The sequence below is a fragment of the Vibrio algarum genome (genome assembly GCF_028204155.1).
Classification (GTDB): domain Bacteria; phylum Pseudomonadota; class Gammaproteobacteria; order Enterobacterales; family Vibrionaceae; genus Vibrio; species Vibrio algarum.
Window position 1 is genome coordinate 1,135,184 of sequence record NZ_JAQLOI010000003.1, and the last position, 23,012, is coordinate 1,158,195.

Consider the following 23,012-nt stretch of genomic DNA (forward strand, 5'->3'; position numbering starts at 1 on the left):
GATAGATTATCGCTGATGTAGTCTCCCATCAAAGAAAGCGCTTTCTTTTTTGTGATTCTAACACGAAGAAGCAAGTAGGATAATTTTTTTGGGCAACAAAGAAAGCGCTTTCTTTTTAAGTCAATAATACACATAACAAAGGAATACGTGATGCAAAACAAAACCTTACTGGCCTCATTATTATGTAGTGCTATGTTTGTTTCTGCAGTTCAGGCAGAAGAAATTAAACAAGGCGGTACGCTTACGGTGCCAATTATTAACACTGGCTTTGTTGATAATTTTAACCCGTATACGACAAAAGACGTTTTTCATGGAATCATGTTTGAACCATTGATGGTGTTTAACAACATGACTGGTGAAACGAATTATCGCCTTGCAGAGTCTGCTGCTTATTCTGATGACTTAAAAACAATCACAGTAAAACTTCGTGACGGCTTAAAATGGTCCGATGGAAAGCCTCTTACCGCAGAAGATGTTGTATTCAGCTTTTTATTGACGAAAGATGCACCAGCGTTTGACCAAAAAGGTATTTGGTCTGGTAAAAATTTGACGGAAATTAAAGCCGTTGACAATACGACCATTACGTTTGAGTTGAACCAAGCGGATTCAACGTTTATTTGGAACTTAGAAAGATACCATATCGTACCGAAGCATATCTGGGGTGAGGTAGAGGATTTAACGACATTCACTAACCCTAATCCAGTAGGTAGTGGCCCAATGACCACGGTTAAATACCTTAAAGCGCAACAGATGGAATTATGTCGTAACCCAAATTACTATCTTGAGGGGCGTCCGTATCTGGATTGTGTGACATACCGTTCTTATAACGATAACTCACAGCTTCAGCCTGCATTGATAAAAGGCGAGATTGACTGGGGTTCTAACTTTATCGCTGATATCGATGCGACGTTCGTAGAGGCGTCACCAGAAACGAACCACTACTGGTATCCAGCAAACGATGCGATTCACCTGTATGTAAACACCAAAGAAGCGCCATTTAATGATTTGCGCGTTCGTCAGGCATTATCAATGTCACTTGATCGTGATGCAATTGTAGATATCGCTGCTTACGGTTATCCAACCGCTAACTTTAACGCTGGTGGTATTGGTGAACTTTACGAAACAAACATCAACACAGACATCTCCGATAAATATAAATCGTTAACGGCTTTCAACCCTGACAAAGCCAACGCGATACTTGATGAAGTTGGTCTGATAGATAAAAACGGTGATGGATTCCGTGATGATAAAGATGGCAATACCGTTGAGTTTGATATCGAAGTCGTGAACGGATGGACTGATTGGATTCAAGTGGTTCAGATGGTAACGGAATACTTTGAAGAAGTCGGTGTTAAGGCCAACGTTAAAACAGTCGATTGGGCGGTTTACGATAAGAATCTTAAAGAGAGCAAATATAAGATGTCTATCAATTGGTCAATGGTTGCTACAAACCCAATCCTTGCTTACCAAGAGTATTTTTCAACTTCTCGTATAGGTAAAACTTGGCATGCTGGCCACGGTGTACATACACCTGAAATCGACGCTTTAATCGATAGTTTTGGTAAAACAGGTGACACTCAAGAGCAGCAAAAAATTCTGGATCAGCTTCAAGAATTTACCGCTCAGAATATGCCATTTATCCCATTATTCTCAAACCCAACATGGTTCCAGTACCGCACAGATAAAATTGTGGGTTGGCCAAGTGAGAAAGACCCATATGTTCAACCAGTATGGTATGACGGTGGTAAACGAGTGATCATTCTTAACAATCTACATCTTAAGTAGCATGAAACTGGGGTAGGGAAATATCCCTATCCCAGAGACTCGTTTCATCATCGAATTCTCGTTAGTAAATGTACCTTGATAAGGGGTCACAGTAGTCTGTGGCTCCTAGGTTAAAAGATTCCTTATGTCGTTTTTACTTCGCCGCTTTGGCTTTTATTTCACTGCATTTTTAATTGCTATCTCATTTAATTTTATGCTGCCACGTTTGATGCCAGGTGACCCTGTTGAGGCTCTATTTGCCGCAGCGCAAGGTCGAATGGATATTGCTCAAATGGATGCTGTTCGTGAGATGTATGGCTTCCTTGATGGCAATATTTTCGAACAGTACCTCGCGTATATGAAAAGCGTGTTCACGTTGGACCTGGGGCCATCAGTGCTGATGTTTCCTGTCAGTGTGTCTGATGTTATAGCAATGGCCCTTCCTTGGACGATGTTTCTTGCCCTTGGCTCACTTATCGTTGCACTCATTATTGGTGTCAGCATAGGTACATATGCCTCGTACAATCGTGCTGGCATCTTTGGTCAGGTTGTTCCGCCAGTGCTTGCCTTTATCAGTAATTTCCCTTATGTCGTTACCGCGCTATTGCTGTTCTATATCTTTGGCTTAAAACTCGATTTATTACCACTTGCTTACACATATGACCCGTCACTTACGCCAGGTTTCACCTTGGAGTTTATTGGAAGTGTCGCTAAACACGCCATTCTTCCAGTAGGGTCAATGGTAGTGGTTGGTATCTCTACATGGGTATTCAATATGCGAAATGCCATGATCAACGTGCTTGGTGAAGATTATGTCACCATGGCAGAAGCGAAAGGGTTAAGTAGTTACCGAGTTATGTATCGCTATGCTGGTCGTAACGCCATTCTTCCTGTCGCGACAGCCATCGCGATGGCTATTGGGTTTTCATTCGCAGGTTCAATCATGACTGAGGTGGTATTTAACTATCAAGGTTTGGGTAACATCCTATTGAAAGGGATTGTCGCGCGTGACTATCCGCTTATACAAGCCATTCTCTTAATACTGGTCACTGCGGTACTAACCGCCAACTTCATTGCCGATCTTCTATATGTTTGGCTAGACCCACGAATCTCAAATTAGGGTGCATCATGGACAAGCTTATTCCAAATCAACCGACTGAATTTGAAGTAAAACAGCCAACTTTTTCATGGAAAAAAGTGAAAGAGGTGATGGGCAAGGTTTACGCTTTTTTCTACGGAAATCCACCAGCAATCATTGGCGGTGTTTTGTTATCAGTTATTTTAGCTGGAGCAATAATGGCGCCAGTATTTGCTACACACAACCCTGAAAAGCGTGTCGCAAGGCCACACGTTGCTCCGAACTCAGAGCATATTATGGGCTCAACACGAAGTGGTCGTGATGTGTATAGCCAAGTGCTTTATGGTGCAAGAAAATCATTAACCGTGGCTATTTTAGCGGGTGCTATTGCCATGACGCTAGCCATTATTGTGGGCGTATCGTCTGGTTATTTCGGAGGCAAGATCGACGAACGATTAAATTTTGTCACGAACGTATTTCTGGTCTTCCCACAGCTCCCCTTGTTAATAGTACTCGCGGCCTTTCTCGGGCAAGTCGGTTCCTTAGTTATTACGGTGCTATTAGGGGTTACATCGTGGCCATGGGGGGCTAGGGTTATACGAGCACAGACCATGGCGATCCGAAGTAAAGAGTTCATTATTTCAGCAGAAGTGATGGGGGAATCGAAAATCCGAATTATTCTGGTCGAAATATTACCAAATTTGATCTCCATCGTATTTGGTGGCTTTTTGGGAACGGTTATTTATGCCATGGGAGCAGAAGCTGGCTTAGGTATTTTGGGCCTAGGTGATGCGACGGAAGTGAGCTGGGGCTCAATGCTTTATTGGGCGCAGACCTCTTCTTCTCTTTATACCGGAGCATGGTGGGAAATGATCGTTCCTGCGATGGCGCTTGCATTAACTGGCGGTGCTTTGGCACTGATTAATATGTCGATTGATCAGGTGAGTAATCCGAAACTGAAGACAGGTCCACATATAAAAGTCTGGCATAAGCTGAAAAAAGAAGCTGACATACGCAGAGGTCTAAGATGAGCAATTTATTAGAAATAAACAACCTTTGTGTTGATTATGTTTCTCCAAATGGTATCGCGAGAGCGGTAAACAACGTTAGCGTTTCCATTGCACCAGGTGAAACGTTAGGTATTGCTGGTGAATCAGGTTGTGGTAAAAGCACTCTAGCATTCGCCATCTCAAGATTGCATAAAGCACCTGCACTTATCTCTGAAGGCGAAATTCTTTACAAAGGTAAAGACGTTCTCAAAATGAACAATAAGCAACTTAGAGATTTCCGCTGGAATGATGTATCGGTGGTTTTCCAAAGTGCAATGAACTCGCTAAATCCCGTAATCACGATTGGTGAGCAGTTAACGGACGTGATTCTAGCGCACAAACCTGTCACAAAAAAACAGGCTTACGAAAAAGCAGCAGAGTTACTTGAAATAGTTGGAATACACGCTGACCGTTTGTCGAGTTTTCCTCATCAACTTAGTGGTGGAATGAGACAACGTGTTGTTATTGCTGTCGCTTTGGCGCTAGAACCCAAGCTCATCATTATGGATGAACCAACTACGGCATTGGATGTGGTGGTAGAGCGTGAAATTCTTAACGAGCTTTATGATTTAAAAACCAAATTCGGTTTCTCAATTCTGTTTATCAGCCATGATTTAAGTTTGATGGGTGAAATCGCTGACAGAATTGGTGTGATGTACGCAGGTAACCTAATTGAGTTAGGTGCCGCCAAAACCGTCTTTGGTTCGCCACAGCATCCTTATACTCAAGGTTTGATTTCGTCTTTTCCAACCATACATGGACCGAAAGAACGTTTGTATGGTATTCCTGGCAACCCTGTGAACTTACTCAAGATACCGCAAGGCTGCAACTTTCAAGAGCGTTGCTCAAAATGTTTTTCAGACTGTAAAGCGAACGAACCGACATTGTCCATGTTAGACGCAGGGCATCAAGTATCATGTCATCTTGTGTAGGGGATAAAATAATGGAACAAGTAAACGAAAAAGAAGTTGTTCTTTCGGTTAGTAATCTGGTTAAAGACTTCCCTGTTGGTCAGTCTTCTAAGAGCAATCTAATGCGAGCAGTCAATGATGTTACCTTTGAATTACGCAAGGGTGAGGCATTAGCGATTGTGGGTGAATCAGGATCTGGAAAAAGTACCGGAGCGCGAATTCTTACCCGTATTTATGATAAGACGGCCGGTGATGTCACTTTTAAAGGCGAGCCAATCCAAGATTACATCGACAAAAATGGTGAATTGGAATATGCACGCCAAGTACAGATGATTTTTCAAGACCCATTTGGCTCATTGAACCCTGTACATACGATTTATCATCATATCGCTAGACCGCTACTTATTCATAAGCGAGCCGAGAAAAAACATGTCGCGAAGCTGGTCTATGAGTTATTAGAACTCGTTGGCCTTCAACCTGTGAAAGAAACCGCTGAAAAATACCCTCATGAGTTAAGTGGCGGCCAGCGACAACGGGTTGCTATAGCAAGAGCAATAGCGGTTAGTCCGGAGGTTATCCTAGCCGATGAGCCTATCTCAATGCTCGATGTATCGGTCCGCCTTGGTATTTTGAACTTAATGTCAGATCTCAAGGACAAACATGGCATATCCTTTATGTATATTACCCATGATATTGCGACAGCTCGCTATTTTGCTGAAAAAACTGCGGTAATGTATGTGGGTCATATGGTGGAGTGGGGCAGCAGTGATAGTGTAACGCAAAACCCACAGCACCCTTATTCGCAACTTTTGTTATCTGCGGTTCCTGAAGTGGGCAAATCGGGTCGCCGAGAATTAACAGTTAAGAAAGGCGAAATTCCGATGTGGAAACCAGACAGTGTCGGCTGTCCATTTGCGACTCGTTGCCTTAAAGCAACAGAGAAATGCAGTGAATCTATGCCTGAAGCGACTCAAATCGGTGAAGAACACTTTGCTCGCTGTCATCACCTATAATTTAAAAATTAAGCGCGTTATTGCGCTCCGTACTATTGGTATTTTTATGCAACATTCAATATATGAAAAATCAACGCACGTTAAAGGTGAGTTCGTTAACCTAGATGGTGAGCGTTTCTATAAAATTGAAAACGTAGATCAAATGGATCCGTTCTTTATTAGTGTCGTTTCTGCGAGCAATCACTGGTTGTTCATCTCTTCTACTGGCTGTCTATCAGCGGGTAGGATTCGCCCTGAGAATGCACTTTTCCCCTATCGGTCTGTCGATCACATCCACGAGAGTGCCGAAAATACGGGTGCGAAAACCGTGATTAGACTTACTTCAAAAGACGGTGTAAATAACTGGGAACCGTTTAACTCTCATCATGATGGATTATATGAAGTCCAAAGAAATCTATATAAAAACAGTATTGGCGATAAGATTACCTTTGAAGAGATTAACATCACTCTGCAGATCAAGTTTCAGTACAGCTGGAATACCAGCGAAAAATTTGGCTTTGTACGCAAATCTGAGCTGACTAACCTAGCCAATGAAGTAAGACAGATTGAGTTACTTGACGGTATTCAAAATATCTTACCTTCAGGTGCTCCATTGCAAGCTTTGCAAACACGCAGTGCATTAGTCGATGCTTATAAGTGGAATGAGCAGGTCGAAGAGACACCATTAGCACTCTTTAGTATGTACGCAATGCTAAGCGACAAAGCTGAACCTGCCGAATCTTTAAGAGCGACAACCGTATTTAGTGTCGATAGTGATAGCCGAGATATCCTACTTTCAAGTAAACAGCTAAACGAGTTTCGTAAAGGCAAGATGGTAACGGCAGAACCGTTAACGAAGGGGCTTAGAGGTGCGTACTTCGTTCGTAAGGCGATTTCTCTAGAGAGTTTACAAACGAACACATGGACAATTGTTGCCGACATCGATAAAACCCATTCTGATATTGAGAGCTTAAAACCACTTCTTAACCATGCCAGTGAATTAGCCACGGATATAGAAAGAAGTATTGAAGATAACCATTCTGAACTTATTAGTTTGATGTCCGGTGCCGATGCTTGGCAATTAACTTCAGAAGAAAATACCAGTGTTCATCACTACGCCAACGTATTGTTTAATAATATGCGTGGTGGTGTTTTTGAAAGCAACTACGACTTAGAGTCGGCAGATGTTCTTAAAACGATGCAAAATTCTAACCAGCAAGTAGTAGGGAGAAACCAATCGTTTTTTGCTGCGTTACCAGACGTCATCTCGCACAGCGCTTTGATTAAACAAGCCGAAGAAACCGGCGACGCGCAACTAACGCGACTGTGTTACGAATATTTACCACTTACATTTGGACGTCGTCATGGTGACCCGAGCAGACCTTGGAATCATTACGAGATAAAAGTAAGAGATGAGAATGGAGACAGACTACTTTCTTACCAAGGAAACTGGCGCGATATATTCCAAAACTGGGAAGCGTCAGCATTGAGTTATCCGGGCTTTATCCCGTCTTTTATCGCGAAGTTTGTTAATGCATCAACTGTCGATGGTTATAACCCTTACCGTATCACTAAAGAGGGTGTGGATTGGGAGCTGCTTGACGAGGAAGACCCATGGAGCAACATAGGTTACTGGGGTGATCATCAAATTATCTATTTACTTAAGTTTCTAGAATTGGCCGATAAATATGGTAAATCTGATCTCGGGAATCTTTTAGATAAAGAGTTGTATGCCTATGCCAATGTGCCTTATGAATTGTGTGGTGTTGAGGCTTTATTCGCCAACCCTAAAGATACGGTTGTATTTAATAGCGCAAAGCAGCAGAAAATTGAACATCGCGTATCAAAAATTGGTAGCGATGGTCGCTTAATGCTACACAATGGTGATGATGTTTACTTAGTTAACCTGATGGAAAAAATGCTCGTTCCATTGTTGTCTAAACTAAGTAATTTAGTACTTGATGGTGGTATTTGGCTTAATACCCAAAGGCCAGAATGGAATGACGCCAATAATGCTATTGTTGGTAATGGTTTGTCGATGGTAACGCTCTATTATATCCGTCGATACGTCACCTTCTTGCGAAAGTTACTCGCTCAAGCCCCGACATCAATCGCACTTTCAAAAGAGGTGTCTGCATGGATGTTTGCTACGAGTAAAATCTTGTCAGAAGCTGCGTTAGAAATCACTCAAAAAACCGTAACTCGTCAAACTCGTAAAGCGATTCTTACTAAGTTAGAGAAAGCAGCTGAAGAGTATCGTGAAAAAGTGTATCGCATGAATGGTTTTTCTGGAAAAGCCAATGTAGAGGTAGCTGAGATAGTCAAACTGATGGACGTAAGTTTGGCTGTTTTAGATGATACGATCGCTAACAACAAGCGTGAAGATGGTCTTTATAACGCCTATAACATCATCAATTACTCTGGAGAACAGGTAGAGGTTTCAGAACTATACCCAATGTTAGAAGGTCAAGTCGCGATACTTAGTTCAGGAGTGCTTTCTCCAAAACAAGCGGTTCAGTTATTAGACAAACTGTTTTCAAGTGAGATGTATCGTGAAGATCAACAAAGCTTTATGCTTTACCCAGACAGAGAGTTGGCTACCTTTACGCAAAAAAATTGCATTGACAATGAGTTAGTTGACGGAAATTATCTGCTTACTCTGATGTTAGAAAAAGGTGATGTACGAGTTATTAATAAAGACGCTTCGAATCAATATCACTTCAACGCAAATTTTGAAAATAACGGGTACCTTCAAGAGGTGTTGGAACAAGTTCGTAGTGACTATTCGCAAATACCTGACGATAGTATTCAAGGCGTTATGAGTATTTATGAGCAAGTCTTCAATCATCGTGCCTTTACTGGTCGTTCTGGAACCATGTTTGGTTATGAAGGGTTGGGGAGCATTTATTGGCACATGGTTTCTAAATTATTGTTAGCGGTACAAGAGAACTATCAAGCTTCCTTGTTGATTGACTCTGCAAGCTCAGAAACTCAAAAACTGGCCGAGTATTATTACCTCGTGCGTCAAGGTATTGGATTTAACAAAACACCAGAAAATTATGGTGCTTTCCCTACTGACCCTTATTCTCATACGCCAAAGCATTCAGGTGCGCAGCAACCAGGTATGACAGGGCAAGTTAAAGAAGAAATTATCACACGGTTTGGTGAGTTGGGGCTTAATATCGTTGATGGAATTATTTCAATTAACCCTAAGTTATTAAAAGTTAGCGAGTTTTTATCTCAATCTGAATCATTTAAATTCGAGAATGTATTTGGTGACTCAGTGGTTAAAGTAATAGATAAAGGATGTCTTGCGTTTACGTACTGCCAGGTGCCGTTTATCTACCAAATGACCTACGAAGGAGAAATGGAGATAAGCATTGTGATGAAAGATGGTAGCGAGACGTTAGTACAGGGTTCACAAATACCTTCCGCTATTTGTGAAAAAATCTTCCGTCGTTCTGGTGAGGTTGAGAAAATAAGGGTGTTCGTTCCAGCAAAACGTTGTTGGAATTGACGTTAATCTAGTAAAGAAAAACAGGCGCTAAAAGCGTCTGTTTTTTTATGTTATGTGCCTCCGAAAGTGTAGCAGGAAAATGAGTGACTAAATTAGCGTACTAACAGAATATCAAAGTGAGTTAAGCACGCCTTAGGGTTTTATCGAGTTAGTCACTGTGTTTGCTATGCTCGTTAACACGAATCTGCCCCTTTGTGCCTTTCGACCGATTGAACACACTCTTCACCAAAGCATTATTTGACTTACTTTTTTTCATGCCTAGAACTCTAACTACCTGACCAAATTTGCCAATCCACTACACTGTCAGTCGTTGAGAGTGGTTAAGTAGCCTTTTACCTTGCAAAACATAGTCTCTAAAGGACTTGTTGCCATTAAAGTTTCGTATTTTCGAGCTTATTGCGACAAATTGGTAAAAAGTCTGCCGTTCCGATACAGTTTGTTCTACAATCTGCGACCGTATTTTTGGTTATGCTTTACGTGGTCGTAGCCGTTTAATTTTAGGAAAACAACAATGTCATTTTCATCTCAGAATTTTTCTCCAGAAATTGTGAAAGCACTATCCGAGTGCGGCTACGAAAAACTTACGCCTGTTCAGCAGAAAGCGATCCCACTCGCTCGTAAAGGGTACGATATCTTAGCGAATGCTCAAACAGGGACAGGTAAAACTGCCGCTTTCGCTCTGCCTATTATTCAGCAGTTATTAGACAAGACCAAAGTTAATAACCATTTTCAAACACGAGCACTGGTTCTTGCTCCAACTCGTGAATTGGCCGCACAGATTGCGCAAAGCATTGAAGATTATATCAAGTACACATCATTGAGTGTTGCTGCCATTTATGGTGGTGTGAAGATGTCTTCTCAGGTTCAAAAGCTAAAGAACGGCGTCGACATTTTAGTGGCTACACCAGGTCGCTTAATTGAGCATCTGGATGAGAAAAGTGTTTCCCTGCAGAACCTTGAGTTCTTGGTTTTCGATGAAGCCGACCGTATGTTAGACATGGGCTTTATTTCATCAATTGAAACCATTATGTCTGGTGTTTCAACGGAGCCACAGACTATGCTGTTCTCGGCGACGTTCTCTCCGCAAATGAACAAATTAGCGGCTGAAATGTTGAATCAACCGAAAAGAGTATCCGTAGCTCAAGAAAACGTGACGGCAGATACTATCGCGCATGTTGTCTACCCAGTAGACCAAGAAAGAAAGAATGAAATGTTATCTGAACTTATTGGTCGTAAGAATTGGAAACAGGTATTGGTCTTTGTGAACTACAAAGAAACGGCTAACATGTTATTGAAAGAACTCAAACTGGACGGTATTAAAGCGGTACTATGTCACGGAGATAAAGCACAAAGTGCCCGTCGTAGAGCGCTTGACGAGTTTAAAGAAGGCAAGGCACGTGTGATGATTGCAACCGATGTGGCTGCTCGCGGCCTAGATATTAAAGGCCTTCCGCACGTAGTGAATTTCGATATGCCATTTTTGGCAGAAGATTATGTTCACCGTATTGGCCGAACAGGTCGAGCTGGCCAAAAAGGACACGCTGTGTCTTTTGTCAGTCGTGAAGAAGAACTGACGTTGCAACAAGTAGAGTCGTTGATTGGCCATACGATTCGACGTGTAGAGCAAGCAGGATACGAGCCAAAGAATCGTGATGCACTATTACAGAAAATGCACAGCAAACCAGCGTTCAAAGACCGTAAAACTCGTACGAACAACCCTTCTGATGCTAACCAGGGCTCTGCTGAGAGATGCGCTAGATTACGTAACATCGTGAGAAATAGAGCTGCAGCCACTAAGAAGTAAGCTAGTCAACGGCACTAAACGGCAATGATGCAAGTCAATCGGTTTTTAGTGTCGTTTAATGCTTGTAGCGTAAATCCATCAGATAGAGCTCCATTTAATAGAGCCTCTTTCGATGTGGTCTTATACCCTCTTAAATAATCCTCAGAACTGTATCTAAATAACTTGAACTGCTTCGCTTTTCTGGTTCTTGTCCAAGGTATGAAATGTAAGTTGGGCTTTGAAGCGATTTGCTTAGCGTTTGTGGCATTTTTTATCGTGGTTGTTTTAGCAAGAGCTCCATAAGCAGACAAAGCTAAATCGGCCCCGTAATAGGCGAAATCACCATGAGAGGAAGAAGAGCCTAAGCTGCTTCTGTCAAAAAACTTGTTGCATAAGTACATATTCATAAGTTATGAGAAATAATGATGGAAACAAAAAATGAATGTCTATCAATTCAGGTCTTTAACTGACTGACGCTCTATTAAAGTTGGCTCCAACCTTCTTTCAATAGGTTTTTGTGATTTTTTTGTGAGTTCATTGAGTACATAACTTGCGCCCTGAATAGCCATCTCTTTCAGTGGGAAGTCGATAGTCGTCAAGCTAGGGTTCATGTATTGACTGTAGTTATTGTTATCGAAACCGATAATCGACATATCTTCACCTACTCGAAGCCCTTTTTCTGCGCAAACTCCATAAGCGGTCATCGCGATATTATCGTTCATGCAAAAAATTGCTGTCATATCTGTGTCTCTGTCAAGTAGACGCCTTACCGCACTGTCATTACCTTTGTGGTCAAATCGGCCTTCAACAACGAGATTCGTATCGTATTCAATCCCATTCTTTGCTAATGCATTCCGGTAGCCTTGCAGGCGGTCCCGGCTATCAATTTTGCTTAATTGCCCGGTGATACAGCCGATTTTTTTATGTCCCATACGGATTAGATAGTCAACGGCGATGGTGCCACCGTGCTCATTATCAATGTAGATGCATTGTTCTGAAATCTCGGGGATATAGCGGTTAAGTAAGACGGTCGCAGGGGTATGCTTTACTATTTCAAGAATATCACTATCGGCTAGCATGTCGGATGTTAGAACCAATCCATCAACTTTTTTCGAACGTAAAAAAGCAATAGATTCTTGCTCTTGTTCGTATAGTTCGTTGCCACTAGAGATAATAACGTGATAGTTCTCTTTACGTGCGGCTTCTTCGACATTATGCATCATCGGACCATAGAATGGACCATCTAGTGTGCCGACTAACATGCCAATGCTGTACGATTTGTTCGACGCTAACGCTTGAGCAAAAGCATTGGGTTGATAACCCAATGCTTCAATCGCGTCGAACACTTTTACTCTATTTTTTTCTTTGACAGATTCATGGCCGTTTAAAGCCCTAGAAACAGTCGACTGGGATACTTGGGCATACTCCGCGACTTCTTTAATGGTTATCAATGTTCTTAAGTCCTTAATGGTATGGAGTGTTTCCATTCGCTAATATTATCGATTTTACACGATTTAACTTTTGTCACTAGTTTTCGTTTACGCACCTTTGATAGCACTTACTTTATCAAACCTCGACTATAGAACTTAGTATTAGTGTCAATTTTTTCTAGGTAATTCCTTTTTAATATTTCTAACCTCTCAAAATGTGAAGCTGATGATAGAAAGCGCTTTCTTTGTGCGTCTGTGTCACATTTTGTAGGGGGTCTTGAACAGTATAATTTACTCCGAAGGCCAATTAGGCGAGTGAAATAACCTTTATCGCGGTATTTTTTAGATAAGGAAAGTTTTTATCTATCCAATTGGTCACTTTTTTAAAACCATAAAGAAAGCGCTTTCTTAGCGGGGTGCCATCCGCTTTAAAGTGTTATAAAAAGTACCCTCGACGGAGTGAACATGAAATTATCAAAAATATCTTTAGCTTGTCTTATGGCAACATCGGGCATTTCCCTTTCACCTATTGCAGTCGCTGACACGACTGACGGTTTTGAGTTCCATGGTTACTTTCGAGCAGGTGCCATTTTTAGTGTTGAAGATGACTTAAAGAGATCAAAATTCCCAGCAACAAAAGAGACATTGGGGCGCTTGGGTATTGAATCTGACAACCATTATGAACTCGCTTTGCAAAAAAACTTTGATTTAGATAATGGCCAAAAAATTAGAATTAAAACGCGTGCTGGTGCAGACAATAATAATGGCGATGCGACAAACCAACTTTCTTCTAATGTTAACGGTGGCGACATCGGTATTATGGAAACATTTGTAGAATTTGAAGGCGTTACCGAAACAGGTGTGGTTTGGGGTGGTAAGCGTTTTTACGGAAAAGATAACTACATATTTATGACAGATTTTTTCTACACTGATATGTCAGGTATTGGTGCTGGTGTTGAAGGTATTAAACTCGGCGAATACGTTTGGGACTTTGCCTATATGGCGAGTGACAAAAATGATAATGATGCGGGACGTTGGGGTGATAATACCAACAACACAATGCACTCGGTACATGTAGGTGTAAATCTTGGTAAGTTTGAGATTCATTCGATGGCTAAGTATTTACCGGACAACTACAACACCGTTGACGACGTAACAACAGGTGACTACGCCGAAACTGGTTTCGAAGTGACGGGTATTTATCATATCGATAGCCTTTGGGGTTTACCTGGGAATGGTTTCTCAAAAGTGATTGGTCAAGCCGGTACTGGGTTGGGTTCGGGTCAACTACTTGGTGGCACAATGACGGAGTACAATGCGTATAAGCCGGGCTCAGGTCGCGGTCAAGGTCAAAGCTACTTAACGCAAGTTAAAGATGGAGATAACTCCTTCCGTCTACTTACTTGGGGTGGCTACTTCCCTGAGGGTAAGATGAATTATTTTACTTCGATTCAAGGTCAATACAATGACTACGATGATGGTGGTAATGACTATTGGGCATCGGCAATGGTTCGCCCTACTTATACCGTAAGTGATAACTTCTTTGTAGCAACTGAACTGGGCTTTCAACATACCGGTTATGAAAATGTAGATGGAACTACAGGAACAGACAACGACTATAAACTGACGATTGCGCCAACGGTTGTGGTTAATACAGGCATGGGACCAGCGCCAGAAATTCGTTTCCTTGCAACATATTTAGACGGAACAGCTCGTGAAAAAAGCGATGTAATCGTGGGCATCCAGGCTGATATGTGGTGGTAAGTTAAAATCCAATTGCCTTATTGGTTTGATTAAGAAAATAGTTATTTAGTTTTGTAACAGGGTTCAGTTTTTTAAACTGAACCCTTTTTTTATGACATCACTGTCTAAAATAGTGATAAACAATTATATTTGGAGATGTCGTGTAAACCAAACTTCAGGCCTAATTCTATAGGTATTCTTGTAATTCGACATCGTATTAAAAAGGTTTGAACGTATGGAAGAACTTAAGGGGGACGCGAAGCAGTGATTTATCGCTCTGGTGATGGTGTTTGGAGACCCTCTAATAAATGGTCACCTACAATTCATCGGTTATTAGAACATTTACACGCAAATGGATTTAATCAATGCCCGCAGCTATTAGCAATAGAAGTCGGAAAGGAAAAACTTAGCTTCATAGAAGGTGATACGTTTAATTACCCGTTAAAGGGAGCAATAGCGAGTGACACCGCGCTTATTTCGGCAGCTAAAATGCTACGTAAACTTCATGATAGCTCTGTAGGTTTTGTCAATGCTAACCAAGATACAGGTTGCTACTGGATGCTGAACCCAATAGAGCCACAAGAAGTTATCTGCCATGGTGATTTCACACCCTATAACGTAGCGTTAAAAAACAATGATGTGGTTGGTGTATTTGATTTTGATACTGCTCACCCAGCCCCGAGAGTGTGGGATATTGCTTATTCCGTCTATTGTTGGGCACCTTTTAAAACTAATCCGGATGACGCATTAGGGAATATTGCCCAGCAAATTCAACGAGCAAAAATATTTTGTGATGCTTATGACATTTCCGAACACCAGAGAAACATACTGGTAGACATTATGATTAATAGGTTGAACAAATTGGTCAACTTTATGCGTTTAGAGGCAGCAGAGGGTAACAAACATTTTCAACAAAACTTGGATGATGGCCATCACCTTAGCTATTTAGCGGATATTGAGTATTTGACGGAAAACAGACACGAAATAACTATTGGTCTAAAGTGATATTTGGCGCCAAAAAACGGTCGGCCTATAGTGGCAATGCGTTGGTATTGAATATGTGAGGAATGAGTATGTTTGCGGTGATTTTTAAAGCAAAAGTGGGTAAACAAGATAAGGATTATCTAGATATGGTTGCCGTAATGCGAGAACTGGCGTTTTCGAAATACGGCTGTTTAGATTTTTTCGCTGTCTCAGAGGGCGATCAGGAGATCGCCATATCCTACTGGGAGTCAGAGAACGATATTCAACGATGGCATAGTGATACACAACATACTGTGGCTCAAAAACTTGGCCGAGAGAAGTGGTATCAATCGTATACTGTTGAGGTTGTAGAAATTCAAAGGCGTTATAGTTTTCCTTAATAGGTCAGATTAAGCTTTAAGGGCCGGAAAGACATAGGCCCTTAAATGATTACGTGGCTAAGTATATTTTATCGGGTCATCTTGAAATAAAAACTTGTCATAGTGATTATCTTCTACTGATGATGCGTTGTAGAGCGCATTTTTTGTGCTTTCTAAATGACTCCACATCGCTTTTTTGGCGAGCTCCGGGGATTTCATGGTAAAGCCTTTGGTTATTTCGTTATGTTCATCATCCCAGGTATTCAGTCTATCTTCTTCAATATGTTCGTGAAGTTTAAGCCACAATGGGTTTTGATTCCGGCCAAACCACATCAACTCAACGATAAGTGAAAGAACAGAATTATTCGTAATATCACCAATCTTTTGATGGAATTTTTTATCCCATTCAGAATCTCTTCGATCGCTATCTTCGTAGCCTTTCTGTTGAATGTTATTTAATTCATCAATGTCACTTTTTGTTACTTGTGAAGCGGCAAACCCTGCGATTGAACATTCAATTAACTGTCGAGCTTGAAGCATTTCGAATGGACCGACACCTTTAAGTTCATTAGCAATGTGACGTATAAAACTTTCTGTTTCATCAAAGCTGCTATTGTTTTTTTTCGCCTCAATGCTCAATACGTGAATGCCAGACCCTTTTCTTACTTCAACATAACCTTCAAGTTCTAGCATGATGACGGCCTCTCTTACCACTGTGCGGCTAACAGAAAACTCATCGGAAATAAGCCTTTCTGGAGGAAGCTTAGTGCCAACAGGGTAAACACCTTGAATAATTTTGTCGCGAATTTGCTCTCCAATTTGCTGGTATAGCCTTTTTTTACTCATGGGATCCTCATGTGATTCTGTTGGTTCAGATCTTGATGAAATCTATTATACCTATTTAATAAGATAGGAACAGAAACAGAGAAAAAACGAAGTGATTTTTTGTTGCAGATAATGAAAAACGATACCCAAAGGTATCGTTTTATTAGGGTTAAAGCGAATAGAGTCGCTTATTTAGTGTTTTGAATATCTTTAAGCATATCGCCGAACTGAGGATATTCTTTCTTAAATTTATCATACACAGGTACAACAGCCGCTTGGAACGTTGGTGTGTCACTTTCTACAAACGTAACGCCTTGTGCAGCAAGTTCAACTTTCGCATCAGCTACGTAATCACTCCAGTTTTTCTTTTGAACTTCGAGGGTCTTTTTGATCACATTGCGAATTTTTTCTTGCTCTTCTTTAGTAAAGCTATCCCATACGCCAGTAGAAACAACTAATACGTCTGGCACCATAGTATGACGGTCGTAAGAGTAGTACTTTTTGACTTCAAAATGACGTGAAGAAAAATAAGACGGAATATTATTTTCAGCGCCATCTACAACACCTTGTTGAAGTGCTGAGTATAGTTCGCCATAAGGTAGAGGCACTGGTGTTGCACCAAGTGACTTGATGATATCAATAGCCAATGGTGAGTTTTGTACTCGGATTTTCATACCTGTAAGATCAGATGGTGTAACAATTGGCTTGTCGGTGTAAAAGCTTCTTGCACCTGCATCTAAGAAAGCTAGACCGATAAAGCCTTTCTCGCGAGAAGAATCTAAGATGCTTTGGCCAATTGGACCATTAACAACGTTATAATAATGGTCTAAATCGCGATACAAATAAGGTAGAGACAAAATTTTGTATGAGTCAGAAAATGACTCTAAAAGTGCTGCACTTACCTTAGTTAGCCCGATAGTACCATTTTGAACCATCTGCAATGAAGTTGTCTCACTGCCCAAAGTCCCATTAGGGTAAACCTTGATTCTATCTTTAATTTCTTTACTTGTTTCTTTCGCAAACCAGTCAAGAGATTGGTGAACTGGATGCTCTGTTGGCAGGATATGAGCAAGTTTAATTGTTTTTGCATATACTGCTGTACTACAGGTCATTCCCGCAACAAGTGTTGCGAGTAACAGTTTATTAAGTTTCATCTTTTTGTTCCTTTATTTTTAATATTGTAGAGATTTTAGGATTTATATCCTGCTAATTCAGGTAGCCACATGGTCAGTGCAGGAAATGCCACTACCAATCCCAGCGTGAATACCATAATGAGGAAAAGTGGCAGTAGTTTTGGCACCACCTCTCCAATTTTGTTTCCTGACACACTACAACCTACAAATAATGCAGTGCCGACAGGAGGGGTACAGATACCAATGCAAAGGTTAAATACTAAGATGATCCCGAAATGAACTGGGTCAACACCTAGTAGAACCGCAATAGGTAAGAAAATAGGGGTAAAAATTAAGACGGCTGGTGACATGTCCATAAATGTACCGACAACGAGCAACACGATATTCATTAGTAGCATGATAACGATAGGGTTCGTTGAATAATTGAGAACAAAGTCTGCAATTGCATTTGGAATATCAGCGTTTGCCATTGCCCACGACATAGCGGATGAAGTAGCAATCATGAGCAGCACAATCGAAGTTGTTAATACACTGTCTATTAATATCGATGGCAAGTCAGCGACTTTAAGTTCTCTATAAACAAAGCCAAGTATCAAACTATATACAACAGCGATTGCTGATGCTTCAGTTGCAGTGAATGCTCCACCTACAATACCACCCATGATAATTACAACGAGTAACAAGCTAGGAAATGCATCAAAAAGGACTCTCAATGCGCTTTGTTCAAGCACTATTTTTTGTTGTGGTAATTTGTTGCGTTTTCCGAGTAAAAATATACCTATCATGATACCCAATCCCATTAATAACCCTGGGATATAGCCAGCAATAAATAGGTATTGCACTGATGTACTGCTGACGAGAGCGTATAGGATCAGAATATTAGATGGTGGAATCAATAGACCCGTTGGGCACGACGCAACATTAACCGCTGATGAAAAAGCTTTAGGGTATTTGTGTTTATCTTGCAATGGCGACATGATACCGCCGACCGCCGCTGCCGCCGCAACTGCTGAGCCCGAAAGCGACCCAAACATCATATTTGCGATCACATTAACGTGTGAAAGGGAACCTGGTAAACGTCCACCCAGCAACATAGCAAAGTTAATGAGTCTTCCGGCTAAGCCACCTCGATTCATTAAATTCCCGGCAACAATAAAAAATGGTAAAGCAAGTAAACCAAAACTGTTAAGCCCATTTATCATTTGTTGAGAAACAAGGATTGCCGCTTTATCAATTGAGAAATCGATAAAAATCGTCATTAATGCAGCACCACCAATTGCAAAAGCGATTGGCATACCAATTAAAAGTAAAACAGCTAAAGTACCGAACAATATGACGATAGGCAGGATGTCGTACACAAAGTCAGGCATGACTTCTAAGTATTCAGGAGAAAAAATCAGGTCAAGTAAAGTCATTACTTATCCCCTTCTTTAGGTGAGACGATATTGCTTACTGACGCTGCGATATCTAAAAGTCCATAATAATTGATAAGCATTCCCGCTAGAGGCACAACAATATACACATAGCCGATTAAAAGTTGATGTCCCCCAATGGATAAGCCCGGTGAAACTTGTTGATGTTGTAAAGTGGTAAGTACATAAGAACCTCCACCATATACAAACGTAATGGAACAAAAGAGGATGATTAACAGGTTAATAAAAATACTTAAAAGTTGTTGCTTGGTATAACTTAAATGCGGTGCAAGCAACTCAAGCGCTAAGTGTCGCTTGACTGCAAAAGTGTACGCACCACCTAATATACCAATCCAAATTAAAAGGTAGCGAGATAACTCATCAGTAAACACTGAAGGGTCGTTGATAACGAACCGAGTAAAAACTTGCCATACTACAGTTAGTACCATTGCCGCCATAAAACAAATCAGTATAGAAATTAACGCTTTATTAACTATCTGATTTAAAGTTGAAATACTCATTATAATCTCAGTAAAAAATTCAAAGTAAAATGGTTCTGTTGACTTATATAACGCCAATCAATGTACAACACTTCCAACTCAAATAACGAGATTAAAATCACACATCAATATTTATGAACCGCCATTTCAATAAAAACAGAGCACAGCGCATAATTTTGAAATAAATACTCATCTCATATTGACAATTCTAATAATTTATATCTGAACAAAGCGTGCTAAAGAATCAATTAAGATTCGATACGAAATACAAAGAAAGAAATCTAAGCAACGTTACGTGCCGATTCTGAAGCAGTTGTTAAATTTATTTCGATAACAGCATCACATTTCTTAAAAGTTGTATGACAACTATGGTGGTGTGGTTTGACGGTTTTAGGTAATTAAATTGAGCATAGGTTACCAAACTCAACCAACTGAAATTATTTTAGTTATTGATATTTATACATTATATTTTTCTTTTTAGATAATTTCAATACAGAAAAGATATTGTAAAAAATTATTCTTGATGGATTAAAGAGAAATGTGAAAAATGAGATCTAATACAAAACTTTATCTATCGACCATTTATATAAGTTGTTATACCAATATTGCAAGAGTATATTCATACCGTCGAAAACGAACAAATTTTTTGAGAGAGCCTATGTCTACTTTTTTATCCGAAGATTTTTTACTAACGACTGAGCTAGCGAAAGAGCTCTACCACAATGTTGCTTCGCATCAGCCCATTATTGATTACCATTGTCATTTACCACCGTCGCAGATCGCAGACAATATCAATTTTGATAACCTCACTCATATTTGGCTACGTGGTGATCACTATAAATGGAGAGGGATGCGAACAAATGGGATCGAAGAACGCTTTTGTACCGGTGATGCGACGGATAAAGAGAAGTTTTTTGCTTGGGCGAAAACGGTCCCACAAACATTGGGAAATCCACTTTATCATTGGACGCACTTAGAGTTACGCCGTCCATTTGGCATTACAGACAGAGTACTTAACTCAACGACGGCAGAAAGTATTTGGGAGGACTGTAACGCGATGTTGACCACGCCGGAATTTTCATCCCAGCAAATTATGAAGGCGATGAATGTTCGTATGGTTGGAACAACTGATGACCCTATTGATGATCTTTCGGCCCATAAGATAATGGCCGCAGACGACTCTTTCAATGTACAAGTATTACCGAGTTGGAGACCTGATAAGTCATTTAATGTCAATGCGTTCGATTATGCGGAATACATTGCTAAGTTGGGTGAACTTGCGGACATAAATATTGAGAGTTATAGCCAATTATGTCGAGCGTTGACAAATCGACTTGACCATTTTGAAATGCATGGTTGTAAGATAGCAGATCATGCGTTAGATACCGTTGAATATGAAGAAGCGTCAGAGAAAGAGTTGGACGACATAATAGAATGCCGCCTACAAGGTAAATTTGTCTCTGCGAAGCAGGCAGCTCAATTGAAAACAGCGGTGCTTATTTATCTGGGAAAAGAATATGCACGCAGAAGTTGGGTTCAACAATATCACATAGGCGCACTGCGAAATAACAATAGCCGAATGCTCTCTCTTCTTGGGCCTGATACCGGTTTTGATTCAATAAACGATGGTTTGGTTGCGGTGCCTTTATCGAACTTATTGAATGCCCTCGACAAAGAGAATGCATTACCTAAAACAATCTTATATTGCTTGAATCCGCGGGATAATGAAGTCCTCGCAACCATGTGCGGTAATTTCCAAGGCGGAGGAATTGAAGGGAAGATTCAATTTGGTTCTGGTTGGTGGTTTAACGATCAGAAAGATGGGATGTTACGTCAACTCGAACAGCTTTCTCAACTCGGGTTACTGAGTCGCTTTGTTGGGATGCTAACGGATAGTCGCAGCTTCTTATCTTATACGCGTCATGAATATTTCCGTCGATTAGTTTGTCGCATACTTGGTCAATGGGTAGCGGATGGTGAAGCACCAAATGACAGGCAATTGTTGTCAAAAATAGTAGAAGACATCAGCTTTAATAACGCCAACAAGTACTTTAACCTGAATCTGGAGAAATGATGAATACGTTAAATCGTCAGCAATTTAATCAACCTGAATACACCACGCGTATTCTTCAGTTTGGTGAAGGCAATTTTTTGAGAGGGTTTGTTGATTGGCAAATTGATCAACTTAACGAGAGCACTGATTTGGATGCTGGTATTGTTATAGTCCGTCCAATAGACACCAATTTTCCTGCGTTGATGAATGAACAAGATGGCCTGTATACTAGTGTGATCCGCGGTATCAATGAACAAAATCAGCCCGTAGAAGAGACGAGAATAATATCTTCGGTAAATAAAGAAATCCCCCTTTACCAAAACTATGATGCCTATCTGAGTCTAGCGAAAGATCCTAACATCAAATTTATTTTTTCTAATACCACTGAAGCTGGTATCGCATTTTGTGCCGACGATCACCTTGGTGACATCCCGCCGAGTAGCTACCCAGCGAAACTAACCCAATGGCTATATTCGCGGTTCAAGGCATTTGATGGGGATATGGATAAAGGGCTATTTATTATTCCTTGTGAGTTGATTGATTATAACGGCGAGAAGTTAAAAGAGGTTATCGAACAGTATTGTGCATTGTGGTCTCTCGACGAATCATTCGTGCACTGGGTAAAAAAAGCAAATACGTTTTGTTCAACCCTGGTGGATAGGATCGTTACAGGGCATCCAAGAGAAGAATTACCAGAATTAGAGAAGAAAGTCGGCTATCACGACCAGTTTATGGTGACAGCGGAGTATTTTTACCTTTTCGTTATACAGGGACCAAAATCTTTAGGTGATGCGCTAAAGCTAGATGGCCTGAATCTTAATATCAAAATTGTCGATGATATAAAACCATACAAAGAGAGAAAAGTCGCCATTCTTAATGGCGCACACACCGCAATGGTACCTGTAGCGTATTTATATGGGCTCAATACCGTTGGTGAAGCGATGAATGACAAAGTGATTCGTCGATTTATCGAAACGTTGATTGAAAGTGAAGTAATACCAGCATTATCACTATCACGACAAGAGTTGGACGCGTTTTCGAAGGATGTGTTGAAGCGATTTAGTAATCCTTACATAAAGCACCAGTTGACCTCTATTGCTCTTAATAGCATGACTAAGTGGACTACGCGTTTGCTTCCTCAGCTATTGAATCATGCTCAAAGAGAGGGGCAGGCTCCAAATCTAATGTCGCTAGCACTTGCGGCACAATTTCTGTTTTATAAGGGCACTAGAGGTGTTGAATCTATTGAGTTAATCGATGATGCTAAATGGTTATCGTTTTTCAGTGAGTCGTGGGCAAAGGTCGATAGTGGTCAGCTCTCTATTGCTGAGTTGGTGCAGGTAATTTTGGCGGACGAGGTTCATTGGGGACTAGATCTCAATACCGTACCAGCTTTACATGATCAAGTTTCTGTCTACTTGGAACTCATGCGGGATAAGGGGATGGCTGAAGTATTAAGCCAACAAGTGGGCGCCTAAT

At 40.8% G+C, this 23,012-nt stretch carries 17 protein-coding genes and 1 pseudogene; 12 read left to right on the forward strand and 6 right to left on the reverse strand.

The window, feature by feature from the left end:
* Positions 1-150: 150 nt before the first annotated feature.
* The 7 genes from PGX00_RS20530 (at position 151) to PGX00_RS20560 (ending at position 11,115) form a co-directional block, all read left to right on the forward strand.
* Positions 151-1,785, forward strand: coding sequence for an ABC transporter substrate-binding protein (locus PGX00_RS20530; protein WP_272140064.1), 1,635 nt, complete (start codon positions 151-153; stop codon positions 1,783-1,785).
* 124 nt (positions 1,786-1,909) lie between these two features.
* Positions 1,910-2,884 (forward strand): ABC transporter permease, encoded by a 975-nt coding sequence (locus PGX00_RS20535; protein ID WP_272140066.1) that lies wholly within the window; start codon positions 1,910-1,912, stop codon positions 2,882-2,884.
* An 8-nt stretch (positions 2,885-2,892) separates the two neighbouring features.
* Positions 2,893-3,873 carry an ABC transporter permease gene (locus PGX00_RS20540; RefSeq protein WP_272140068.1) on the forward strand — a complete coding sequence of 327 codons (981 nt, stop codon included), beginning with the start codon at positions 2,893-2,895 and terminating at the stop codon, positions 3,871-3,873.
* Positions 3,870-4,823, forward strand: coding sequence for an ABC transporter ATP-binding protein (locus tag PGX00_RS20545; protein WP_272140070.1), 954 nt, complete (start codon positions 3,870-3,872; stop codon positions 4,821-4,823). Before PGX00_RS20540 ends, PGX00_RS20545 begins: the two co-directional genes overlap by 4 nt.
* A gap of 11 nt (positions 4,824-4,834) precedes the next feature.
* Positions 4,835-5,815 (forward strand): ABC transporter ATP-binding protein, encoded by a 981-nt coding sequence (locus tag PGX00_RS20550; protein WP_272140073.1) that lies wholly within the window; start codon positions 4,835-4,837, stop codon positions 5,813-5,815.
* A 46-nt stretch (positions 5,816-5,861) separates the two neighbouring features.
* Positions 5,862-9,311: a hypothetical protein gene (locus tag PGX00_RS20555; protein WP_272140075.1), complete on the forward strand. Its 3,450-nt coding sequence runs from the start codon at positions 5,862-5,864 to the stop codon at positions 9,309-9,311.
* Between the two features lie 511 nt (positions 9,312-9,822).
* Positions 9,823-11,115 (forward strand): DEAD/DEAH box helicase, encoded by a 1,293-nt coding sequence (locus PGX00_RS20560; protein ID WP_272140077.1) that lies wholly within the window; start codon positions 9,823-9,825, stop codon positions 11,113-11,115.
* 14 nt (positions 11,116-11,129) lie between these two features.
* Here the strand turns inward: PGX00_RS20560 and PGX00_RS20565 are convergent, their stop codons facing one another.
* Both PGX00_RS20565 and PGX00_RS20570 read right to left on the reverse strand, forming a co-directional pair.
* Entirely contained in the window at positions 11,130-11,501 is a 372-nt protein-coding gene (locus tag PGX00_RS20565) for a DUF4225 domain-containing protein (RefSeq protein ID WP_272140079.1), read from the reverse strand.
* Positions 11,502-11,543: 42 nt separating this feature from the next.
* Positions 11,544-12,545, reverse strand: coding sequence for a LacI family DNA-binding transcriptional regulator (locus PGX00_RS20570; protein ID WP_272140081.1), 1,002 nt, complete (start codon positions 12,543-12,545; stop codon positions 11,544-11,546).
* A gap of 444 nt (positions 12,546-12,989) precedes the next feature.
* Between PGX00_RS20570 and PGX00_RS20575 the strand changes: the two genes are divergently transcribed.
* From PGX00_RS20575 to PGX00_RS20585, 3 genes and pseudogenes are all read left to right on the forward strand, one after another.
* Complete coding sequence (locus PGX00_RS20575) at positions 12,990-14,288, forward strand: carbohydrate porin (RefSeq protein WP_272140082.1); 1,299 nt, start codon at positions 12,990-12,992, stop codon at positions 14,286-14,288.
* A 214-nt stretch (positions 14,289-14,502) separates the two neighbouring features.
* Positions 14,503-15,272, forward strand: a pseudogene (locus tag PGX00_RS20580) (phosphotransferase).
* 68 nt (positions 15,273-15,340) lie between these two features.
* Complete coding sequence (locus PGX00_RS20585) at positions 15,341-15,631, forward strand: antibiotic biosynthesis monooxygenase family protein (protein ID WP_272140085.1); 291 nt, start codon at positions 15,341-15,343, stop codon at positions 15,629-15,631.
* A 57-nt stretch (positions 15,632-15,688) separates the two neighbouring features.
* On the opposite strand, the gene PGX00_RS20590 is transcribed toward PGX00_RS20585, so the two are convergent.
* The 4 genes from PGX00_RS20590 to PGX00_RS20605 all read right to left on the reverse strand — a co-directional run bounded on the left by PGX00_RS20590 (position 15,689) and on the right by PGX00_RS20605 (position 19,501).
* Complete coding sequence (locus PGX00_RS20590) at positions 15,689-16,456, reverse strand: GntR family transcriptional regulator (protein ID WP_272140087.1); 768 nt, start codon at positions 16,454-16,456, stop codon at positions 15,689-15,691.
* 167 nt (positions 16,457-16,623) lie between these two features.
* Positions 16,624-17,589, reverse strand: a complete 966-nt coding sequence (locus tag PGX00_RS20595) for a TRAP transporter substrate-binding protein (protein WP_272140089.1) — start codon at positions 17,587-17,589, stop codon at positions 16,624-16,626.
* Positions 17,590-17,624: 35 nt separating this feature from the next.
* Positions 17,625-18,938, reverse strand: coding sequence for a TRAP transporter large permease (locus PGX00_RS20600; RefSeq protein WP_272140946.1), 1,314 nt, complete (start codon positions 18,936-18,938; stop codon positions 17,625-17,627).
* Between the two features lie 44 nt (positions 18,939-18,982).
* A complete protein-coding gene (locus PGX00_RS20605) occupies positions 18,983-19,501 on the reverse strand; it encodes a TRAP transporter small permease (protein WP_272140091.1) in 519 nt (172 codons plus the stop codon).
* A 637-nt stretch (positions 19,502-20,138) separates the two neighbouring features.
* Here PGX00_RS20605 and uxaC point away from each other — a divergent pair.
* Positions 20,139-21,554 carry a glucuronate isomerase gene (gene uxaC / locus PGX00_RS20610; protein WP_272140093.1) on the forward strand — a complete coding sequence of 472 codons (1,416 nt, stop codon included), beginning with the start codon at positions 20,139-20,141 and terminating at the stop codon, positions 21,552-21,554.
* Positions 21,554-23,011, forward strand: a complete 1,458-nt coding sequence (locus tag PGX00_RS20615) for a tagaturonate reductase (RefSeq protein WP_272140095.1) — start codon at positions 21,554-21,556, stop codon at positions 23,009-23,011. The genes uxaC and PGX00_RS20615 overlap by 1 nt, the downstream gene beginning before the upstream one ends.
* The last annotated feature ends 1 nt before the right edge of the window (position 23,012 follow it).

Bases quoted from the DNA above. Each gene is read 5' to 3' on its own strand.
- PGX00_RS20530 (WP_272140064.1), top strand. From the start codon at position 151: ATGCAAAACAAAACCTTACTGGCCTCATTATTATGTAGTGCTATGTTT.
- PGX00_RS20535 (WP_272140066.1), top strand. From the start codon at position 1,910: ATGTCGTTTTTACTTCGCCGCTTTGGCTTTTATTTCACTGCATTTTTA.
- PGX00_RS20540 (WP_272140068.1), top strand. From the start codon at position 2,893: ATGGACAAGCTTATTCCAAATCAACCGACTGAATTTGAAGTAAAACAG.
- PGX00_RS20545 (WP_272140070.1), top strand. From the start codon at position 3,870: ATGAGCAATTTATTAGAAATAAACAACCTTTGTGTTGATTATGTTTCT.
- PGX00_RS20550 (WP_272140073.1), top strand. From the start codon at position 4,835: ATGGAACAAGTAAACGAAAAAGAAGTTGTTCTTTCGGTTAGTAATCTG.
- PGX00_RS20555 (WP_272140075.1), top strand. From the start codon at position 5,862: ATGCAACATTCAATATATGAAAAATCAACGCACGTTAAAGGTGAGTTC.
- PGX00_RS20560 (WP_272140077.1), top strand. From the start codon at position 9,823: ATGTCATTTTCATCTCAGAATTTTTCTCCAGAAATTGTGAAAGCACTA.
- PGX00_RS20565 (WP_272140079.1), bottom strand. From the start codon at position 11,501: ATGAATATGTACTTATGCAACAAGTTTTTTGACAGAAGCAGCTTAGGC.
- PGX00_RS20575 (WP_272140082.1), top strand. From the start codon at position 12,990: ATGAAATTATCAAAAATATCTTTAGCTTGTCTTATGGCAACATCGGGC.
- PGX00_RS20585 (WP_272140085.1), top strand. From the start codon at position 15,341: ATGTTTGCGGTGATTTTTAAAGCAAAAGTGGGTAAACAAGATAAGGAT.
- PGX00_RS20590 (WP_272140087.1), bottom strand. From the start codon at position 16,456: ATGAGTAAAAAAAGGCTATACCAGCAAATTGGAGAGCAAATTCGCGAC.
- PGX00_RS20595 (WP_272140089.1), bottom strand. From the start codon at position 17,589: ATGAAACTTAATAAACTGTTACTCGCAACACTTGTTGCGGGAATGACC.
- PGX00_RS20600 (WP_272140946.1), bottom strand. From the start codon at position 18,938: ATGCCTGACTTTGTGTACGACATCCTGCCTATCGTCATATTGTTCGGT.
- PGX00_RS20605 (WP_272140091.1), bottom strand. From the start codon at position 19,501: ATGAGTATTTCAACTTTAAATCAGATAGTTAATAAAGCGTTAATTTCT.
- uxaC (WP_272140093.1), top strand. From the start codon at position 20,139: ATGTCTACTTTTTTATCCGAAGATTTTTTACTAACGACTGAGCTAGCG.
- PGX00_RS20615 (WP_272140095.1), top strand. From the start codon at position 21,554: ATGAATACGTTAAATCGTCAGCAATTTAATCAACCTGAATACACCACG.